General features: G+C 40.0%; 21 protein-coding genes. 8 read left to right on the top strand and 13 right to left on the bottom strand.

Going from position 1 to position 19,472, the window contains the following annotated elements; all coding sequences use genetic code 11:
* Window position 1 precedes the first annotated feature (1 nt).
* From FTT72_RS01645 to FTT72_RS01630, 4 genes are all read left to right on the top strand, one after another.
* On the top strand, window positions 2-391 hold the full coding sequence (locus FTT72_RS01645) for a hypothetical protein (RefSeq protein WP_078189759.1): 390 nt from the start codon (window positions 2-4) through the stop codon (window positions 389-391).
* A 352-nt stretch (window positions 392-743) separates the two neighbouring features.
* The gene (locus tag FTT72_RS01640) at window positions 744-1,391 is read left to right on the top strand and encodes a hypothetical protein (RefSeq protein WP_180007117.1); all 648 of its coding nucleotides are present in this window, start codon (window positions 744-746) and stop codon (window positions 1,389-1,391) included.
* A gap of 213 nt (window positions 1,392-1,604) precedes the next feature.
* Window positions 1,605-2,141 (top strand): hypothetical protein, encoded by a 537-nt coding sequence (locus FTT72_RS01635; protein ID WP_373683899.1) that lies wholly within the window; start codon window positions 1,605-1,607, stop codon window positions 2,139-2,141.
* Window positions 2,142-2,252: 111 nt separating this feature from the next.
* Window positions 2,253-2,762, top strand: coding sequence for a hypothetical protein (locus FTT72_RS01630; protein WP_180177756.1), 510 nt, complete (start codon window positions 2,253-2,255; stop codon window positions 2,760-2,762).
* 143 nt (window positions 2,763-2,905) lie between these two features.
* On the opposite strand, the gene FTT72_RS01625 is transcribed toward FTT72_RS01630, so the two are convergent.
* From FTT72_RS01625 to FTT72_RS01615, 3 genes are all read right to left on the bottom strand, one after another.
* Window positions 2,906-3,859 (bottom strand): 2-hydroxyacid dehydrogenase, encoded by a 954-nt coding sequence (locus FTT72_RS01625; RefSeq protein WP_180177755.1) that lies wholly within the window; start codon window positions 3,857-3,859, stop codon window positions 2,906-2,908.
* A 97-nt stretch (window positions 3,860-3,956) separates the two neighbouring features.
* Window positions 3,957-4,148: a hypothetical protein gene (locus tag FTT72_RS01620; RefSeq protein ID WP_180002912.1), complete on the bottom strand. Its 192-nt coding sequence runs from the start codon at window positions 4,146-4,148 to the stop codon at window positions 3,957-3,959.
* Window positions 4,149-4,272: 124 nt separating this feature from the next.
* Window positions 4,273-5,544, bottom strand: a complete 1,272-nt coding sequence (locus FTT72_RS01615) for an alpha/beta fold hydrolase (RefSeq protein WP_180177822.1) — start codon at window positions 5,542-5,544, stop codon at window positions 4,273-4,275.
* A gap of 116 nt (window positions 5,545-5,660) precedes the next feature.
* On the opposite strand from FTT72_RS01615, the gene FTT72_RS01610 reads away from it, so the two are divergent.
* Window positions 5,661-6,437, top strand: a complete 777-nt coding sequence (locus FTT72_RS01610) for a class I SAM-dependent methyltransferase (RefSeq protein WP_180177754.1) — start codon at window positions 5,661-5,663, stop codon at window positions 6,435-6,437.
* A 9-nt stretch (window positions 6,438-6,446) separates the two neighbouring features.
* On the top strand, window positions 6,447-7,022 hold the full coding sequence (locus FTT72_RS01605) for a hypothetical protein (protein ID WP_180105937.1): 576 nt from the start codon (window positions 6,447-6,449) through the stop codon (window positions 7,020-7,022).
* 128 nt (window positions 7,023-7,150) lie between these two features.
* Here the strand turns inward: FTT72_RS01605 and FTT72_RS01600 are convergent, their stop codons facing one another.
* From FTT72_RS01600 to FTT72_RS01590, 3 genes are all read right to left on the bottom strand, one after another.
* Complete coding sequence (locus FTT72_RS01600; protein WP_180105936.1) at window positions 7,151-7,561, bottom strand: GFA family protein; 411 nt, start codon at window positions 7,559-7,561, stop codon at window positions 7,151-7,153.
* 73 nt (window positions 7,562-7,634) lie between these two features.
* Window positions 7,635-8,840, bottom strand: coding sequence for a TIGR03862 family flavoprotein (locus FTT72_RS01595; RefSeq protein WP_180177753.1), 1,206 nt, complete (start codon window positions 8,838-8,840; stop codon window positions 7,635-7,637).
* A 6-nt stretch (window positions 8,841-8,846) separates the two neighbouring features.
* Complete coding sequence (locus tag FTT72_RS01590; RefSeq protein ID WP_180002966.1) at window positions 8,847-9,497, bottom strand: SAM-dependent methyltransferase; 651 nt, start codon at window positions 9,495-9,497, stop codon at window positions 8,847-8,849.
* Window positions 9,498-9,580: 83 nt separating this feature from the next.
* On the opposite strand from FTT72_RS01590, the gene FTT72_RS01585 reads away from it, so the two are divergent.
* Complete coding sequence (locus tag FTT72_RS01585) at window positions 9,581-9,766, top strand: DNA gyrase inhibitor YacG (RefSeq protein WP_078189771.1); 186 nt, start codon at window positions 9,581-9,583, stop codon at window positions 9,764-9,766.
* 93 nt (window positions 9,767-9,859) lie between these two features.
* Here the strand turns inward: FTT72_RS01585 and FTT72_RS01580 are convergent, their stop codons facing one another.
* The 5 genes from FTT72_RS01580 to FTT72_RS01560 form a co-directional block, all read right to left on the bottom strand.
* On the bottom strand, window positions 9,860-10,504 hold the full coding sequence (locus FTT72_RS01580; RefSeq protein ID WP_078189772.1) for an MBL fold metallo-hydrolase: 645 nt from the start codon (window positions 10,502-10,504) through the stop codon (window positions 9,860-9,862).
* Window positions 10,505-10,516: 12 nt separating this feature from the next.
* Window positions 10,517-11,539: a ferrochelatase gene (hemH, locus tag FTT72_RS01575; protein ID WP_180177752.1), complete on the bottom strand. Its 1,023-nt coding sequence runs from the start codon at window positions 11,537-11,539 to the stop codon at window positions 10,517-10,519.
* Window positions 11,540-11,604: 65 nt separating this feature from the next.
* Window positions 11,605-12,633, bottom strand: coding sequence for a DUF4062 domain-containing protein (locus FTT72_RS01570; protein WP_067764038.1), 1,029 nt, complete (start codon window positions 12,631-12,633; stop codon window positions 11,605-11,607).
* Window positions 12,634-12,754: 121 nt separating this feature from the next.
* Window positions 12,755-13,639, bottom strand: a complete 885-nt coding sequence (murI, locus tag FTT72_RS01565) for a glutamate racemase (RefSeq protein WP_180177751.1) — start codon at window positions 13,637-13,639, stop codon at window positions 12,755-12,757.
* 49 nt (window positions 13,640-13,688) lie between these two features.
* The gene (locus FTT72_RS01560) at window positions 13,689-14,297 is read right to left on the bottom strand and encodes a DUF1285 domain-containing protein (protein ID WP_168377951.1); all 609 of its coding nucleotides are present in this window, start codon (window positions 14,295-14,297) and stop codon (window positions 13,689-13,691) included.
* A 194-nt stretch (window positions 14,298-14,491) separates the two neighbouring features.
* Between FTT72_RS01560 and FTT72_RS01555 the strand changes: the two genes are divergently transcribed.
* Window positions 14,492-16,204, top strand: coding sequence for an electron transfer flavoprotein-ubiquinone oxidoreductase (locus FTT72_RS01555; protein WP_180177750.1), 1,713 nt, complete (start codon window positions 14,492-14,494; stop codon window positions 16,202-16,204).
* Between the two features lie 836 nt (window positions 16,205-17,040).
* Here the strand turns inward: FTT72_RS01555 and FTT72_RS01550 are convergent.
* Entirely contained in the window at window positions 17,041-17,913 is an 873-nt protein-coding gene (locus tag FTT72_RS01550; RefSeq protein ID WP_180048794.1) for a hypothetical protein, read from the bottom strand.
* Window positions 17,914-17,953: 40 nt separating this feature from the next.
* Window positions 17,954-19,472, bottom strand: a 1,519-nt coding sequence (locus tag FTT72_RS16365) for a DUF2345 domain-containing protein (RefSeq protein ID WP_373686878.1), incomplete at its 5' end; no start/stop codon positions are given.

The raw sequence follows: 19,472 nt of genomic DNA, 5'->3' as shown, positions 1-19,472 counted from the left end.
TATGAAATTGAAAGCATTCCTTTTGACTGGTCTTGCGGGTCTAACACTTTCTGCATGTACATCTGCACCAACGATTCCACAACTTGAAACAGGTGTATTACAAGAGGTTCAAAACATTGATGTCTACCCAGATACCACAGATAACAAAGCAAAACTGACTAAATTTGTAGATAAATGCGTGATTGAATTTACAGGCAATTTAGAAGAAGCAAAATCTGTTGAACAATGGTCATTTAAAGGCTTAACCCTAATTTCAGGTGGTACAGCAACCTTTGCCAAAGATGGTACAAGTTCAGCGCACAATTTTGATTTAAATGCGGCGGATGTACAGAAAAACTTCCTTGCATTACGCGGTCATTTTGCAAAAGATGCGCTTACACAATGTGAATAAATAATAAAAACCATATCTCCAAAATGGAGGTATGGTTTCATTTTTCGTTTAATCTTGAATCATAATCAGTTCAAACCCATAATTTTTAATCATGAAAATCGTAACTAGAACCACACCACAGCAACGCTCAAAACACATATAAGCCACTGTATTTTCATAAAATTACAATAATGCATTAACTTAACCATGTTTCCACACTTCAAACTTCCGCGTATCTGAGCTGTTATTGCATTGTGTGACTTATCGCACAAAACCACTTTTTGCTTTTTTTTACTCTTAAGATGTCCTCTGCTCCAAAAGCGCAAATGCTGAGTGCAACAGCAGCGTTCAATAAAAGAGGACAATTGCAAAGATGAAACCTTTATTTAAAACAACACTGATCACCGCAGCATTATTCGCAAGCACCCCACTATTTGCGAACACCGCAGTAGAAGCCAATGCGAAAGTTGAAACACAGCAACCGTCTGTACTGCAAAATCTAAAACAAGACATTAATCAGTCTGCGCATACAGCCGGTGACAAAATTGAAAAAGGCGTCGATAAGACCAAAACATTCACCCAAGAAAAGTGGCAAGACACCAAAGAATTCAGTGCTGACAAAAAGCAAGATGCAAAAAATAAATGGGCTGACCTAAAACAGTCTAAAGATGAAAAGTCAGATGCAGCGAAAGCCAAGATCGATGCCAAGGCTGAGCAAAATAAAGCTAAGCTTGATGAGCGCAAAGCACAGCTCGATGAAAAAGCTGCAAAAGACAAAGCAAAACTCGATGAACGTAAAAGCAATGTCGACAACAAAGTTAATCAAACCAAGAGTTATTTAGGTGAAAAAGCTCAGGAAGGTCGCCAATTTGCCAGTGAAAAATGGCAACAAACCAAAGCGAATTTCCAAAAAGGTCAAGAAGCTAATGTGAGTGGCAGTAGCAATGTACAGTTGCAAACGCCTGTCGCACAAGCTGAAGTCCATAGCTCACATGAAGCCAGCTTAGGTGCTCACAAATAAGTAAACTGGCTTTCATACCCTCCCCTCCAGAGAGTAGGCTCACCCTTCGGTGGGCCTTTTTTTACCTTATGCAAAATACAAACGTGTACAAAGCTGTCATATGCTGTATTGATTTTGCTACGGCAAGTTTTTTTCGCTGCAATTTTTCCTATAATGCGTTAAAACCATTCATCAGATAGAAAATCTATAAAATTCAGAGGTGAAGCTGTGAAGATTTCATTAAAAACAACGTTATGCCTAAGCTTAATATTCACGACACCCATGCTTTGGGCACAAGAAAACACAGCAGCGCAAAGTACTGAGCAACAAGCGAAAAAGCCTGTGAGCCCTTATGGTGATAATCCAAATTTATTGCATGTTTGGGCCTATAAAGCCCAAGAAGGCGTGGTCGGTGCTGCTAAAAATATTGGCGAAATGACTGAACGTGGGATTTCTAAAATTAAGCCTTCGGTTGACCAAGCTTGGGACAATACGAAAACTGCTACTCAAAATACAGTGCAACAGGTTGATCAGGGCGCACAGCAAGCCACCCAAAACGTTAATGAAAAATTGAAGCAAACCCGTGAAAATATCACAGGCAAAACCAGCCAACCTGCGCCCATTAGCCAACAGTCATTGAGCGAACCGTATTCAGGCAATACGATTAATACGGCTCCAAGCAATAATGCGGGGCAAAATAACAATCAATATCCACAAAGTAGCTATCCATCAAGTTCGACGTCTACGACGTATCCAGTGACTGATTTATAATTTAACACCACATTTAAAAGCTCAACTTTGGTTGGGCTTTTTTAAAACCAAAATTGAATGCTTTGGGTCTTTGGCCTATGCCTATAAAAACAATGAATTAATGAGAAAAAAATGCGAATTTTATTTGGTATCTTGCTTGGTATTCTGCTCTACGTTGGCTCTGTGATTGGCTTGCAACGTTTTCCACAATTGTTGAAAAGTTATCCACAGTTGCAGACTATTTTTCCCCAATTGTACGATTCATACCAATATAACCATGATGCCGAAGGTAAATTATTACAAACCTTAGAGATGCTAGATGACGAAGAATACAAATCGACTGAAGGCAATGAAGCGACACTGTATCAACTCGATGGTCAATGCAAAATTAATCTTTATCTTTTTGGTGAATCCAATCAATCCCTAACAAGTTTCTATTTTCACAATGATCAGATTTTACGTGCCTATGAGACAAATTTGATCTACCCAAATGGTGGCTTTAATCCTGTACCCAATACCAAAGAGCCTTTTAAACTCGAAAAAAGTTATTTACGAATCATGATGCCAAACAGTATCAAGACTGAACTTGAATTTGAGCGGATCAAAAATCATTTCAAACCAGCCTTCATTAAAGCCTGTTAATGCTGTGCATCTTCACTTTGAAGCGATTCACCACACTGTAAAAGTGTTATTGCTTACAGAGATATACCGCACGTACGGTCAATGCCATACAGAGCTGTAAAAGCATCAATCCAACACAGAAAAAGCAGTGTTAAAGACAAAATTTAGTTGACCTGACGACGAGGATGGCCCGCTTCAAAGGCTTCTACATTTTCCACCAATTGCTGCACAATGCGTTGTCGTGCATCGACGCTTCCCCATGCACTATGTGGGGTAATGATTAAATTTGGAATACTTGGGTCGAGCAGCACATTACCCTGCTTGGGTGGCTCTACCGTCAAGACATCGGTTGCTGCGCCTGCGATCTTTCCTGATTTTAATGCCTCGGCTAATGCAGATTCATTGACAACACCACCTCGTGCGCAATTGATCACAAAGGCCGATGCTTTCATTTGAGCCAAGCTTTCATGATTGAGTAAATCACGAGTTTCATCAGTTAAAGGACAATGCAAACTCAGAAAATCGACCTGCGCTAGCATCTCAGAAAATACCACTCGCTCAGCCGCCATGGGGCGATTCGGTAGCGCACCAATCATAATTTTCATGCCAAAAGCTTTAGCCAAATGTGCCACGGCTTGCCCCAATTCGCCATAGCCGACAATCCCCAAAGTCTTACCAGCCAACTCAATAATTGGAAAATCCAGTAAGCAGAACTGATCCGCTTTTTGCCAATTTCCCTGTTGAACCGCCCGATCATACTGTCGAAATGATGTCGCCAAGTTCAACATTAACATCAAGGTATGCTGTGCGACTGCAGCGGTGCCATAAGCTTGGCAATTACACACCACGATGCCTTGTTGCTGTGCGTGTACAAGCTCAACGTTATTGGTGCCAGTAGCAGAAATCAAGATCAGTTTTAATTGCGGATTGAGCTGCATGTGCTCAGCATTGATGTGTACTTTATTGCTGATAATCACATCAGCCCCTTGTATGCGCTGGGCAACCTCTGAAGCCGTTGTTGCGGGATAGAGTGTCAATTCATCAAACTGTGCGTCTAGTCCGCTAAAATCTAAGTCCTGTTTATCTAGAGACTGATAATCTAGAAATACCGCTTTCATGGCTGCTTCCCTTCTGGTCGATTATAAAGATTCGATTGTGGATGATTAAAACCTGTGATGCACCAAAGTGCAATCGAACAGCATATAAAAAAACCCGCTATTTCGCGGGTTTATCGAGATGATGTTGCAGTGAATTTCGAATTTTGAGTATGACATAAATGGTCAGTATCGTAAGTAACAACATACTGCTGCTAAAAATCAGTATGCTTGAACTAACCCCCTGTGCATAGGCTGAACTCATGGTCAGCACTAAGATGAATAATACAGCAAGCATCTGTGTTGAATGCATACTGATACCCCTCATATTCCTTATGATGTTTTGGGCAGTATGGTTGTTTTTTATACTACCTTTCTCTCATCATAATCTCTTCCTACAAATTAGCAAGCTTTGGATTTTCAAACAAATGTCGAGCTTAAATCTGTTCGGGCTGCACCACGAACTGGCAAGACGCATCGGGGTTTTCGACAAAGAAGACTTGACCAAATTCATCGCTACTCAAACGCAGTTCTTTATAGTTGAGCGTGTAATAGCCCACATATTTCTGCATTAAAATCGGATGCATACCTGTCGCCAATTCATCTTGAGCTAAGACCAGTTTCATTACCTGACGGTCATTCATCACCACCATGTAACGCTCATCTTGGACTTGCACGTATACCAGGCCTGTGCCCTTCGGCTGCAAAGGGATCAAAAACTTGTGATTCAGCGCAATCACACCGGCTGCATAGCTTTCAATTTTTTGGCTAATCACATTAAACACTAAACCATGTTCAAACTGGTCGAGTAACAGGTTACGATTATCCTGTGGCACAAAAGTTGTGATCCCCAACTTTTGCAGATCTTGCTCACTGACTTGTTTGTTATTAAACAATACCCGTAATAAGGTCTGCTTTTGTTTGGCATCAAAAAATTGTGGATCAAGCTGAAACGAATTGCTTTTTAAAATTTCACCCAAGGCATCACGATGGCGTGTCAGTAAATTTTCAATGACTTTTCGATAGTAGAATTTACTGTTTTTCTTAACCCGACGCATTTTTTGATAAAAATACGGCGCATCAAAAGGATGTCTTAAGAAATCATTTAACAGTTCTGAACTCGCCAATACCGCAATGGCATCATGCCCTGTAAACGGCAGATGCAACACATGCACATGCGGAATTAAAGCCTGTAGTTTTTCAAAGTGCGCGCGGTCTTCTGGACAATAAGGATCATACACCACGATATATTCGCGTGTAGTAGATACGTCTTCAGCAAATACCCGCATATTAGCATGCAGATTGGGTTGAAAGAACATGCCATAGCGAGTATCGACAATGTCATCAGGGTCTATGGAGTACTGCGGCACCATACTGACCACACGCTGAAATCCAAATAAATTGGCATACTTAATGGCCGCATAGCCGCCCATGGAACCACCATAGGCAATACGCAGCTCAAATTGATCAAGGATCGGCTTGATGGCTTGATACATCGGTTGCATTGACGATGCTGGAAACCACGATTTTTGTTTCGGCATCACACCGATCACATTAAAATCATATTTTTGCAAAGACTTCTCGGCATTGATGCTCAAGCCCTTGGCACGGGTAATCAAATCACCGAAGGAGAAAATAAGCTCACGAGAACTACCGGGCTGAAAAATGACACGAATTTGATCATCTTCAAAAATGATGTGCTTTTCCATTGTGCTTTGCTCCAGTCCTTGTTGCGTCACGCTTTTCCTTCCTTGTTGCATTCAAAGTTTATCTTGTTCCGAATATGCTATTTTATAGAGGCCATACAGATTAAAAAGTGCAGAATATGACACATTCAATACATCCTGCCGCACAACAAGGCTTTAGCTCTGCAGCTGAACTCTATCAACAAGCCCGTCCTGACTACCCGATTGAAATCAGTGCGTGGCTACAACAACATTTAGCTTTAGCCCCTCAAGCCCATCTGGTGGACTTAGGCTCAGGTACAGGCAAGTTTCTCGAGTATATTCGCCCACTCAGTGAAAATATCACCGCGATCGAACCTGTGCATGAAATGCTGCAACAATTGCAGAAAAAACATCCGCATATTGCAACTTTAGCCGCCCAAAGTGATCAGATTCCACTGCATGATCATTCTGTAGCAGCGGTATTTTGTGCCCAATCATTTCATTGGTTTGCCACCCCTGAAACCCTCAATGAAATCAGTCGTATCTTGGTTCCCAATGGTGATCTTGTTTTGATTTGGAACCAGCGTGATATCCAAGTCAATTGGGTCAAACAACTCGCTGATGTCTTGAGTGAACTCGAAGGTGACACACCACGTTATCATAGTGGGCAATTGCAAAAAGTGTTTGAACAGCAGCAAACATTTAAATTAATTGCCGAAACGACCTTTCAACAATTGCATCATGGTACAGTGGAACACGTGGTTTCCAAACGATTATTGTCCACCAGTTTTATTGCAGCGTTAAGCACGGATGAACAACAAAAACTGAAACAACAATTTGAAAATATCGTGGCTGAATCAACCCAAAAGACTGCGCAGGATTTCATTGATTTCCCCTATATCACGCATGTCTATATCTTTAGAAAAACACATTAGGACACGATTATGCTCTTGCCAATCTCTTTAAAAAAACTCAGTGTCATCTTCCTCATGGGTACAGTCTTAGGACTCACTGCATGTGAAAAATCATCAAAAACGGTGGAACAAAATAGTGAAATCAGTTCCGACGATCAAATCATGAAAGAGCTGAGTAGTGATCCTATTAAAAACTTTGCCAAGACCCCAGATGATCTACACGACTTAACGCTTCTGACGCAATATGACGAGAGCTTTAGTCAAATTAGCGATGAGATGGAAGATGAGCTGATGAAACTGCGTGAGGAAGGAAAACTCACCGATGAATTTTCTACACAGCGTAAGCGTGACAACATCCAATCGGCATTAAATATGCTCAAAGAACTCGAAATGAAAACTGAACAAGGCCGTTACATTCAAGGTTTGATGTATCAGTACTGGGACAATCAATCACAAATTTATCGTGAGAAAAATCAAGCAGCCGATGGTGAGTTAAAAAATCCTAGTGATAGTGTCAAAGGTCTCGGTCAGTTTATTCATGCACAAGAACAATTGGGACATTGGCAGGAACAATATCCTGAACTACAAAAAACTCGACAGCCTTAATCTTCCAACCCTGTTGCAATCTATTCACCCAAATTCAACATGGATGAATGAGAAGGTGACACGAGCTTAAAACTCAACCTCAAGGGCAAATTCATGCCCTTGAGGTGATTGCTCAATCTTAATTTGCGCTATGGTCGTTCAGCATATTGTGGTAAATCGCCTGCGATATCATCCCATTCAGCTTTGGATGCGACAAAGATATGACAGGTCGGTTTCTGTGTCAGAGGCGTGTCTAAAGTGCCTATACGTAAGCGATAGTAATCCGGAGTATCGGCTTTAATACTCATAATTGGTGAACCACATTCCCCACAAAAACAACGCTGTGTGGTTGGTGAAGATTTAAACTTTTTCAATACCTGTTCACCCGACACAATTTTGAAATCTGCTTTGGCTATTGGAGCATTGGTCGCAAATGCCGTACCATTGGCTTTTCTGCACCGAGAACAATGACATTGCACGATCTCACCAATCGGACCATTGATCTCATAACAAACCGCTCCACACAAGCAGCTTCCGGTATATTGTTCTTGTACGCGCATAGTGGTCTTTCTTAGAAGAATTTCATCTCAAAATATCACAACTCCTCAGCAAGATTGTGACAATTTGAAGCGCTTAGTTCTGCAAAGAAACCAGATAGTTTTGAACCCCTTCACCCGCTGCTCGACCGGTTGCAAGACATGCTGTCAGCAAATAGCCTCCAGTAGGCGCATCCCAATCCAACATTTCCCCGCAGACAAATACTGCAGGATTGCTCTGCAATTGTAAGCCATCATTTAGGACTGAACGCTTCACACCACCCGCGCAGCTAATCGCCTCATCTATCGGGCGAAATCCGTCAAGTTGAATATTTAAGTGTTTAATTTTCGCTGCAAGTAAGGCTGGCTCATGCCATAAAGATTTATCTACCAATTCACGGACCAGCGCAGCTTTCGCCGCATCTAAACCGGCTTTACGCCAAACATTGGTTAAAGACTGCTTCTTCGAAGGCTGTAGTTTCTTTGCCAATTGCTCAACACTTTGATCTGGCAATAAGTCCAAAGTCAGCTGCATGGGCTGAGCAGATTTCACCTGTTGACGCAGTGCTCGACCTTGTTTGTAGATCAATCCACTTTCCAGTCCATAGTGTGAAATGATGATATCGCCTTGGGTTTGCTCTGCATGATCGACCCATGCATTGACTCGCTTTAAAGGCTGTCCAAACACAGGCTGCATGAACTTCGACCAAACACGTTCCACGCCTGCATTACTGGCCTGAAAAGCTTCAATGCTCTCAGGCTGTAGCCATTTTTGCCATGCGCCATCACTGCCTAAACGTGACCAAGACACAGCCCCACACGCCATAATAATCGCATCAAAGCCAAGCGCTTGATTTGATCCATCAACAAGGTTTTGAATTGTCAGCTGATTGGACTGTAAGTCCAAAACTTGATGTCGATAATGAAACTGCACCCCGTCTAGACTGAGACGTTTTAACCAGGCTCGCAGCAAAGGCGCAGCTTTCATTTCAATAGGAAAGACCCGACCAGATGAACCAATATAGGTTTCAATGCCCAGCCCCATCATCCACTGTTGAATCCATGCTGCATCCCACTGCTTAACCCATGGGCTCAGCCATTCCACTTGATCATAGCGCTGCACAAATTGTTCAACGGGTTCTGCATGCGAAATATTCAGCCCCGTCTTGCCAGCCATTAAAAATTTACGGGCTGCCGATGGTTTTTGCTCATAAACATGAATCTCATAGTCAAATTGGCTAAGCACTTCCGCCGCCATCAATCCCGCAGGACCTGCCCCAATGATTGCAATACGCTGAGTCATGCCCAATTATTCCGCAGATGCTTCGGTGGGTTGCTTGCCTTGTAGCGGCTGAAAATCATCAAAACGTGTGGTATAGCCAGCGGGTTTAGTCACCAATAATTGTTGGCACAACTCACCACGTTCTAGATATTTAATCTCAAAGTGTGTACGTGCTGAAGTCTCTGCAATGCGTTCTTTGACAAAAGGTAGCTTCCAAACATCGATTAACTGCTGCTGCGCTTCCTCAATATATTCAGGAATATTACTGGCCAAGGTAATCTGACCACCCGGCTGCAAACGCGACAATAAAAATTCAAAAAACGGCATATTTAACCAGCGCTGTGCAGGATTATGCGGTTCAGGGTTTGGATACAAAATAAAGAATTGCTGTACTTGCGCAGGATGTAAGGCATGTACTACCCAAGGCAATGCATCAGCATGAATTGGAGCTAAATTGCTTTGCCCTTCAAGTTGATGCTGCTTTTGCATTGCCACAAATTTTTCACGTGTCCGCTCAACAGCAATCAATTGAAATTCAGGGTGATTGGCTGAAAACAATAATGCATGTTTACCTTTACCAGCCCCAATTTCCACACAAATCGGCGTGGAATCAATCGGCTGAAAATCACGGGGAGCTCGCATACGTTGCGCTTGAAATTGACGAATAGGCATAAACAGATCAAACTAAACAGAACGGCATAAGTCTAACAACTGCGACTGTATTTGCCTAATTGAATCATCCGTTTTTGCTGGAGTTAAGCATGCCCACCACCATGAATTGTCCACGCTGCGGCGCATTGACGACTTGGGAAAACAATGAGTATCGTCCGTTTTGCTCAGATCGCTGTAAATTGATTGATCTCGGTGCATGGGCCAATGATGAATATCGTCTGCCGACACAAGATGCACCTCAGGCCGATGGTGGCCGTGAAGAAGACCAATTCTAAGGACTCAAGTGCATAACCCTATTATTTAGGTAAATAAAACAGGAATCCGTTTGGATTCCTGTTTTGTTAATTTAAGTTTCTCAATCTAGTTGCTTAACCCGCTTTACCAGCAACGAAAGGATTATGTTGTTTTTCATAACCAATGGTACTCATTGGACCATGCCCTGAAATAAACTGCGTGTCATCCGGCAAGCTAAAACATTCACGCTGAATGGAGTCGAGTAATTGTTGATGGTTACCACGTGGAAAATCTGTCCGGCCTATCGAGCCTTTAAATAACACATCACCCGTCCAGAGCACGGCATATTTTGCGTTATAGAACATGACATGACCCGGTGTATGCCCCGGTGCAAAACGAACTTCAAACTCTTCAGCACCCAGCTTCAAGGTTTCGCCGCCTTCCAACCATTGGGTCACATGGACATTTTCAGGGATCGGGAAACCGTATTTCGCAGAAACCTCCTGAATCATGTCCAACCAAAACGCATCTTCTTTATGCGGGCCAATCACTGGAACATTCCAAGCTTGGGTTAATGCCCCAACCGCACCTGCATGGTCTAAATGGCCATGCGTTAACCACAAGGCTTTGACCGTTAAACCGAGCGCTTCAACTTCGGCTTTTAATTTTTCAGGCTCTCCCCCTGCATCAATCAAGACCGCTTCTTTCGACTCAGAGTCCCAAACAATGGAACAGTTTTGTTGAAATGCCGTAACGGGCACGATTTTAACTTGCAACATAGGGCGAAAACCTCAAGGCGATGAATGGGCTAATGTTTGCTTTAAGGCATCAAGATTAGCTTGAAGTAATAAATTGAGCAATGCGACATGATCATCCCGCGCGTTTAATGCAGGAATATAACCATATTCACCACCGCCTGCAGCTTGGAAAATTTCAGCATTTTGCAGCGCCAACTCTTCTAGCGTTTCCAAACAATCCGCTGAAAATGCAGGGCTCATAACCTGTACCGATTTCACGCCTTGTTTGCCCCACGCTTCCAAAGTGGCATCGGTATAAGGTTTCACCCATTCTTGCTTACCAAAGCGCGATTGGAAACTAATCTCATACTGTTCAGCAGTTAAACCCAAGGCTTTTGCAACCAAATGACCCGTCACACGGCAACGATCTGCATAGGGATCCCCTTTATCAGCATAAGGCTGTGGAATGCCATGAAAAGACATCAGCAACTTATCCGCGACCCCATGCTCCGCTTGATAATCACGCACACTTTGCGCTAAAGCTTGAATAAATAGCGGGTGCTGATAGTAGTCACGAATAATGGTCAAACCCGGCAAATTACGCTGCTGTGGAATCCATTTAGCAATGGCATCGTATAAAGGTGCCGTAGATGTTGCTGAATACTGTGGAAACAACGGAAATAATAGAATGTGGTCTTGAGGCTGCTCAGCCAATTGCGCTAAAGCGGTAGAAATCCCTGGATTACCATAAGTCATGGCCGGAATCACATTCAGTTCAAATTCTGGATATTTTGCTGTGAGATGCTGTTTTACTGCGGCAACTTGCTCAAATAAAATTTCACGCATGGGCGAATCATTACCCCAAACCATTTCATAAGCATGTGCAACACGTTTAGGGCGAAATGGCAAAATAAACAAACGTAGAATGATTTGCCAAATCGGTTTCGGGATTTCAATCACCCGCTGATCCGACAAAAACTGTTGCAGAAAACGACGCACTGCGGGCACAGTTGGCGCATCAGGCGTACCTAGATTCGCGAGAATAATGGTGACTTTAGCTTTTTCGGCAGGCAACATTACGCTTTTTCCATCAATTTGAATGACGCTAATGTAACAGCTTTTTATCCATTTAATAAAATAGATTAATATGCAGATTTAAATTGAAAAACTCGATCATTATCAAGCAAATTACTTTCTAACAATTTTTGACCTTTACTGGTCACTTGCCACAACATCCGCTGACGATCATCTCGGCCATTGGGTACAATCCAGTCATTCTGCCGCATCTGGCTTTTAATGCTGTGTAAAGCACGAATATTCACTTGTGCCCGCGCAACCGCATGAGCACGTGGCATCTCAATACGTGCATCATCCAGACCTGTTTCATTCAAAAACTCATTCATTCGTTTAGAGAAGAATTCTTCAGGGGTTGGATTAACAAAGGTTGCGCCTAAAATCGACAAGAGCTGCGCCCACGTCATTTTCTTCTGTACTTTTAATTCTTTGAAATTACCATCTTGATAAGCGTGCATGCGGTATTCAAATGAAAATAGTTCATGCATCGACACTTTTGGTAAAGATAAGAACGGATCAACTTCGCGTTTTCCAGACTCTGTTTCGAGTTGAACTAACTGGGCTTTTAAACGATCAATTTCATCATGTAAAGCTTGAGTATTCTGTGGACGCACCCAACCTGTAACAGGATAGCGTTCTAGCATTTGTGGCATGTTCAATCGAACTGCCATTTCTAAATCACGCAAACTACGATAGGTAAAAACTTGATCGACTTCATTTTGTAATAGTTTTCTAAATTCTTTAAATTTTTCACGAAGTTCAGGTTTAGCATCATGTAACGCATCATCACGTGAATCTGGATCATCATGCATAAACACAATGACAGGTTTTTGCTTGGTCACCGCATAGATGTATTCAAGATGCATATAGCCCACACCAGACACAGACTGCTCACCGTATTGACTACCCAATAAAATCATCACATAGTCACAATCGTCAATTTGACGACGTGCAAAAGCAGTGCTCAATGGTGTGCGTTGTTCTAGCCCCCATGAGAAAAACCCCATTCCCACAAGCGTCTGAGCCAAAATAATCCGTTCTGGCTGCATTTCGCTACCAGATGTGGAAATGAATACTTGATAACGCTTATCGAGCATTAGTGATCCTCTCCCGCTGCATAACGCACTCAGCATCGAATTGATCTTAGCTGGAAAATGCGACATGACTACCCCAATAAAAAACTAATTTTTTCATTTAACGTTGTCCAAAATGACTGGTTTAGTCTTCTGAACTTATAAGTCCGATGTTGGCAATGTTCCAAGAAATATCATCTTGAATCAGGCGCGCCACAACCGGTTTTAAATTTTCCGCATTATTGCCACTGACATAGCATTCAATACGCAAACAATTTTCTCTTTTCTGATCAAATAATAACTCATTTTTAATCAAAATTCGGGCTGTTTGTCGTGCAACTGCAAAACCTGAGTCAATTAATGTCAGCTTCTGACCAAAAATATACTGAATTGCCGATTTTAGGAAGGGGTAATGTGTACATCCAAGCACTAAAAAATCTGTACCTTGATTTACAACTGGCTGTAAAACCTCAGTTAATGTGTTAAGACAAGCCTCACTCATCTGCGCGCCTGCTTCTACAAAGGGTACTAATTCCAAACTGGTAACAGTCAGAACATTGACCCCTGCCGGCTCAGCAAAACGATGCATCACATCTTTAATCAACTTTCCACGAAATGTCGCAGGCGTTGCAAGAACAGCCACTGTTTTACTTTTGGTCTGTAATACAGCAGGTTTTAAGGCAGGAACTAATCCAATAATCGGAAAGTTCTCACCGTAGTGTTCACGCAAATAATCCAAACTAAATGCCGATGCCGTATTGCATGCCACCACCGCGACTTTACACCCCTGACGGTATAACCACTCAATCGCATGTGCAGTCAGTTCACGGATGTCCTGATCTTGACGCGGGCCATAAGGGACATGTGCCGTATCTGCAAAATAAACAATCCGTTCATTCGGTAAATAACGTGCAATTTCCAACGCAACAGACAAACCACCAATACCTGAGTCAAATACCCCAATAGGCGCATCAGCAGTCGCTTTTGGCATGGGTACATTTAAGGGGTAAATGGGATGAATGGCGGTCATAGGGTCACTTTAATTTAGATTCAGAATGACAAGGTGGAAAGCTTAAACCTCAGGTGCCTAATTGCAAGTGCAAATCACCACTTTGTAACACTAAAATGGACTCCCCTTGCTCATTTTCAAGCAGCTCACCCATCTCGACTAAATGAAAAAATGCAGCACGTTGAATTAAGGCATTTATACCAAAACGAACATGCACATAAGGACGTAGTTCACCCTGATATTCACGCATAAAAATCGGATGTTCCTGATCAACAATAATCAGGTCTTGGGTGGTTGTGGTGAATTGAATATAGTTTTTAGCGTCAATCTCAACGTGATCCACCTGATTGACAAATAAAGGCTCATCTTCCACCTGTATTTCAATTTGTTCCACAGGGGTTTTTAAATAGAATTTCCCATCTTCTTTCCAAAGCACGGTTGAGAACAGATCAATGAGTGCTTGCCGCTTGATCAATTGACCATCGTGCCACCATTCTCCATTGGCTAAAACCTTCAAATCCATTGCACCACAATGCTTTGGATGCCATTGATCTAATGGAGGGATTGACCTTTTGTGACCGGACTGTCCATCTTTTAAGTATTGTGCAATGTTCATTAAATTTCTATCATCCCTATTAATGAATTTTTTCGTCGGGTTTTCGTTCAATTGCTGCTTCATCCGCCTAATAAATACCTTAGTGACGGAAAAATAATATGATTCAGCCAATTGGCTAGAACTCGGTTTAAAACTATACTAGCCCACAATATCAAAGACACGATAGAAAAATTGTGTCTGGGCATTAAGAACACTCATGGCAGCACCATTTAAATGAATTGAATGGATGCCACCTTCCGAAATATGAGGAGTCCTACATGGAACACATCGAACGTGAATCGATGGAGTTTGACGTAGTTATCGTCGGTGCAGGTCCTGCCGGCCTATCTGCTGCGATTAAAATTCGTCAACTTGCAATTGAAAATAACCTAAACGATCTGTCCGTTTGTGTCGTGGAAAAGGGCTCCGAAGTGGGTGCGCATATTCTATCAGGTGCTGTGCTTGAACCTCGCGCAATGAATGAATTGTTCCCAGATTGGAAAGAACAAGGTGCACCTTTAAATGTGCCTGTGACTGAAGATAAAACCTTCTTCTTATTGTCTGATGAAAAATCACAAGAAGCACCACATTGGATGGTGCCAAAAACCATGCATAACGATGGCAACTATGTTATTTCGTTAGGTAATGTGGTTCGTTGGTTGGGCGCTAAAGCTGAAGAATTAGAAGTGTCTATTTTCCCAGGTTTTGCAGCGTCTGAAATCCTTTACCACGAAGATGGTACTGTGAAAGGTATTCAGACTGGTGACATGGGCATTGGTAAAGATGGCGAACCAACGCATAACTTTACTCCTGGCTATGAACTTCATGCCAAATACACATTATTTGCTGAAGGCTGTCGTGGTCACTTGGGTAAACGTCTGATTGCTCAGTTCAACTTAGATAAAGATGCTGATCCGCAACATTATGGTATTGGTATTAAAGAACTTTGGGAAATCGATCCTGCTAAGCACAAGCCAGGTTTGGTGATGCACGGTGCAGGTTGGCCTTTAAGTGAAACAGGTTCTTCAGGCGGTTGGTGGTTATACCAAGCTGAAAACAACCAAGTGACGTTGGGTATGATCGTTGACTTGTCATATACCAATCCACACATGTATCCATTTATGGAAATGCAACGTTGGAAAACACATCCACTGATCAAGCAATATCTTGAGGGTGGTAAACGTATTTCTTATGGCGCACGTGCGGTTGTAAAAGGTGGTTTCAACTCTCTACCTAAATTCACTTTCCCAGGTGGTAGCTTAATTGGTGATGACGCAGGTTTCCTAAACTTTGCAAAAATCAAAGGCTCTCACACTGCCATGAAATCAGGCATGCTGTGCGGTGAAGCTGTATTTGAAGCGATTGCTGCGGGTGTGGAAAAAGGTGGTGACCTTGCCATTGCACGTGTAACTGAAGGTGAAGACTTCTTCACAAAAGAGTTAACTGCGTACACAGACAAGTTTAACAACAGTTGGTTGAAAGAAGAGTTATATAACTCTCGTAACTTCGGCCCTGCTATGCATAAGTTTGGTCAATGGATGGGTGGTGCGTTCAACTTTGTTGATCAAAACATCTTTAAAGTGCCATTTACACTACATGACTTACAGCCCGACTTCAGTGCTTTAAAAACTGTCGATGCTGCGAACTTCAAACCGAATTATCCAAAACCAGACGGTAAAATAACATTTGACCGTTTGTCTTCAGTATTCGTATCGAATACCGTTCATGAAGAAAACCAGCCTGCTCACTTGAAACTGACAGATGCGTCTATTCCAGTAAATGTGAACTTACCAAAATGGGATGAGCCTGCTCAGCGCTACTGCCCTGCTGGTGTTTATGAAATTATGGAAGAGAATGATGGTTCTAAGCGTTTCCAAATAAACGCGGCAAACTGTGTACACTGTAAAACTTGTGACATCAAAGATCCGTCTCAAAACATTACTTGGGTAACACCTGAGGGTGGCGGTGGTCCTAATTACCCTAACATGTAATCTCCTTTGAGATAAAAATAAACCCGCTTAGTGCGGGTTTATTTTTTAATATACAATCACACTCTTTAAATAAATATTATTACAAAAAAACTAGTTCCTATAAAAAATGAATTTCATAATTAGTTTATTTTAAATAATTATCAATGTGTCATTTTATACCCATTAGATTTATATATTTTATAAATAATTAAAAGAAATAACCTCACTAAGCCTAAATAAAAATTTAAATTTCATCTATATAGTAATATATTCTTTTAGATCCTTCAATTTTATAATAATTAATTTTAATTTCTCTAGAACTTTCCATATTACAAAGCTTACTTACAACTTCATCTCCTCCACCGTACATTGTAATTTCCTTATTTTCGATCAGAAAATTAAACGATGTAGGCTCTTCATAATTTCGATGAATTTTTTCCAACTTATATTTTAAGGTTAGATCTTTTATGTTAGAAAAATCAGTACTATTAAATGGAAAAACTCCCCTATTACACCCCCTAAAAAAAGCGCTTGTTTATTTTTCTCGTATAAATATGCTATTTTTTCGTCATCAGCATATACATGCGAGCTAATGAGCACTATAAATAACAATCTAAAAACACCAACAAAATTCATCATAGCTCAATTTATTTATTAAAAATAAAATACATAATTTTTTTAAAATCAAACCCACTAAATAAAATTAAAAAATCAATATCAACAAAAACCATTGCAAGAAAGTTTAAATAATTAAAAAATCAGAATAAAATTCCGCCTACAAAATTATTACTTCAAACATTAAAAATACAATTCCCCTGCACAAAAAATATGAAAAAACCAAATATACGACATGCAATTCATTTAGAATAAATAAATTCATTCAAACTAGTTAAATAATGAAAATCACCTGCAATAATACTTGGCGATAGCACTCTAAGATCCATAACAACATAATATTTTAGCTCTGCATCATCTATAATTTTTTGATATTCTTCTAGCTTATCCATTTCATTTTTATCTAACTTGAAATGAATACTTTTTTTCATTTTCCCAGGTAATATTAGATTGTTTAATAAATCCTCATTTTTCTCTATCAAATTATATTTATTCAAACTAAATTTAAAAGATGCATTCAAACCATCCCTAATCACTAAATTTGATATTATTTTACTTCTTCTATTTTCATTACTCACCTCCCAATCATTAACCCCAGTGATTAATATATCTTGCCCAGATAAATTCTCAAATATTAATTCTAAAACATAATTAGATTCACTTTTTTTTATTTTAGTAATAATTTTAAATCCTATTTCCATTTTACTTTCACTGGAATTAATAAAATTTATTTTTTTTTCATTAAACCATTTTAAAACTTCCTGCCCATTACTGTCTTTTGAATTAAAAAGTATTGAAGAAACAGTATTCTCACCTGAAATTTCAAAAAATCTAAAATTTAGCTTCTTATCTTTACTACTTTTGACATCATATTTTTTATTAAGCAAGAAAATTTTTTTTCCATATTTGTCATAATCTTCAGCCTCTTTTTCGGTTAAGCTTTTAACAATCAAACCGACTCCGTTTATTTTATTATTTTTACTACCTATTCTATCTACTGTAGAGTTTTTCAAATAAAATTCTTTACCATTATTAGCCCAAAATTTTTCTATAAGAGGATTACCCCAATAATTTGGATATGTACTCGTGTAAAACTCTTGATTATTTTTCGCCATTGATACAGTACTCATAAATAAAATTGAAACCATTATAAATTTAAGATTTAACATCCCAATTAATCCCTGTTTCTTTTTCAAACCAATCTCGAATTTGATGCAGATAATATTCATGCATTTGTGGATTTTTAATTAAAGTTCCTTCACCCATTAAATTATTTTTTGAATTTCTTTTCCAAAAATCTGCAGGCTCTGCAATCTTAAGATCTATTTGATATGGTGGATTACTTGTAGCTAAAGTATATCTTTGATTTACTGCTCCCCCATAAGCAAAATACTCATCTGGCCAATTAAATAAATGACCAGATTCATGCGCATGTATATTATTCGACATCCAACTTGGCTCAAATTTCCAACATCCGAAGTCATATTGTTGAAAATCAGTTAATGAAGTTGAGTTTTCAATAAATTCATAAATTTGATAGTAATCAGTTACCTGTTTTTTCGATGCTTCGTATTCTGCTGTAGCATTTATAGACCAATTACTTGAATCCGCACGTGTACTTAATTTGTATATATTAACCTCATGACCATCTTGTGCTTCTACAACTTCCAACCAAACTGGAACTTTACACGTACATTTTGATTGAGCACAGTTTTTCGGATATAAATAAAAATTATTTTTATTTAAAATTTTCTCAATTTCAGATTTAGCTTTATTAAAGTCAAACCAATCTTTATATGGAATTTCTATATCCTCAAAAGAAAACATGGAATTTTGCAAATCTAAGCTAGAATCATATGGTAATTCTACTTCTATACCACTTTTATTAGTAACTATCTGGTTATTATTGTCAACTAAGACACGCTTTTTTCCTTTAAAAGATATCTTTGTTGTTACTGTTAAGAGGTTTTTAAGTGGATCAAACTTAATATCAAATGGTTGGCTTATCTCTGAATAATCATAAAATTTGACTTTATACCTCTTTGAATTTTCATAATAGTCAACATAACCATCTTCTAAAGTTTCATTTTTTTCTATACCTATTGATATTAAATTTCCGTTTTCATCCGTATCTACAATTTTCCCAGAAAGAGCTTCTGGTAGATAATCAACTATACTAATTGGTTTTAATAAAGATGAACAACTATTTCCATGTAATGCTGAATCATTCAACGCCGTGGATGACTCAGCATTAGATATATATTCGGTATTTGAATTTGATTGTTTTAACCTTATAGGACATTCGCTCACTGAATTTTCTTTGATTTTCAGTGCAGGTAAATTTACATTCAAAGTGGGAATCTTGTTCCCTCCCACAAACTTATGCTGCCCCGCCTTCACTTCAAACTTACCGCTAGTTGTCGGTAATACACCCGCACTACTAATCTCAATCTGACTACCACCCGCAACCAAAACAATTTTTTTGCTCGCTTTGATTTCAACTTTATCTTCCGTGGAAATAATTTGAATACCTTTTCGGGCAATCAGATCTGCCCCATCTCCTTGGGCTTGGATTTCAACTTTGCCTTTGCCTGCATACGCACGTAAACCTTCTTGTGCCGCAAATAGACTGATCTTGCTTTGTGCATGGGCAATTAAGGATTTTTGACTGCTG

Origin of the sequence: Acinetobacter sp. YH01005, assembly GCF_013420465.1 — a bacterium.
Taxonomy (GTDB): domain Bacteria; phylum Pseudomonadota; class Gammaproteobacteria; order Pseudomonadales; family Moraxellaceae; genus Acinetobacter; species Acinetobacter amyesii.
The sequence above is the reverse complement of the archived record's forward strand: the minus strand, read 5'-3'. Positions and strand labels throughout refer to the sequence as shown.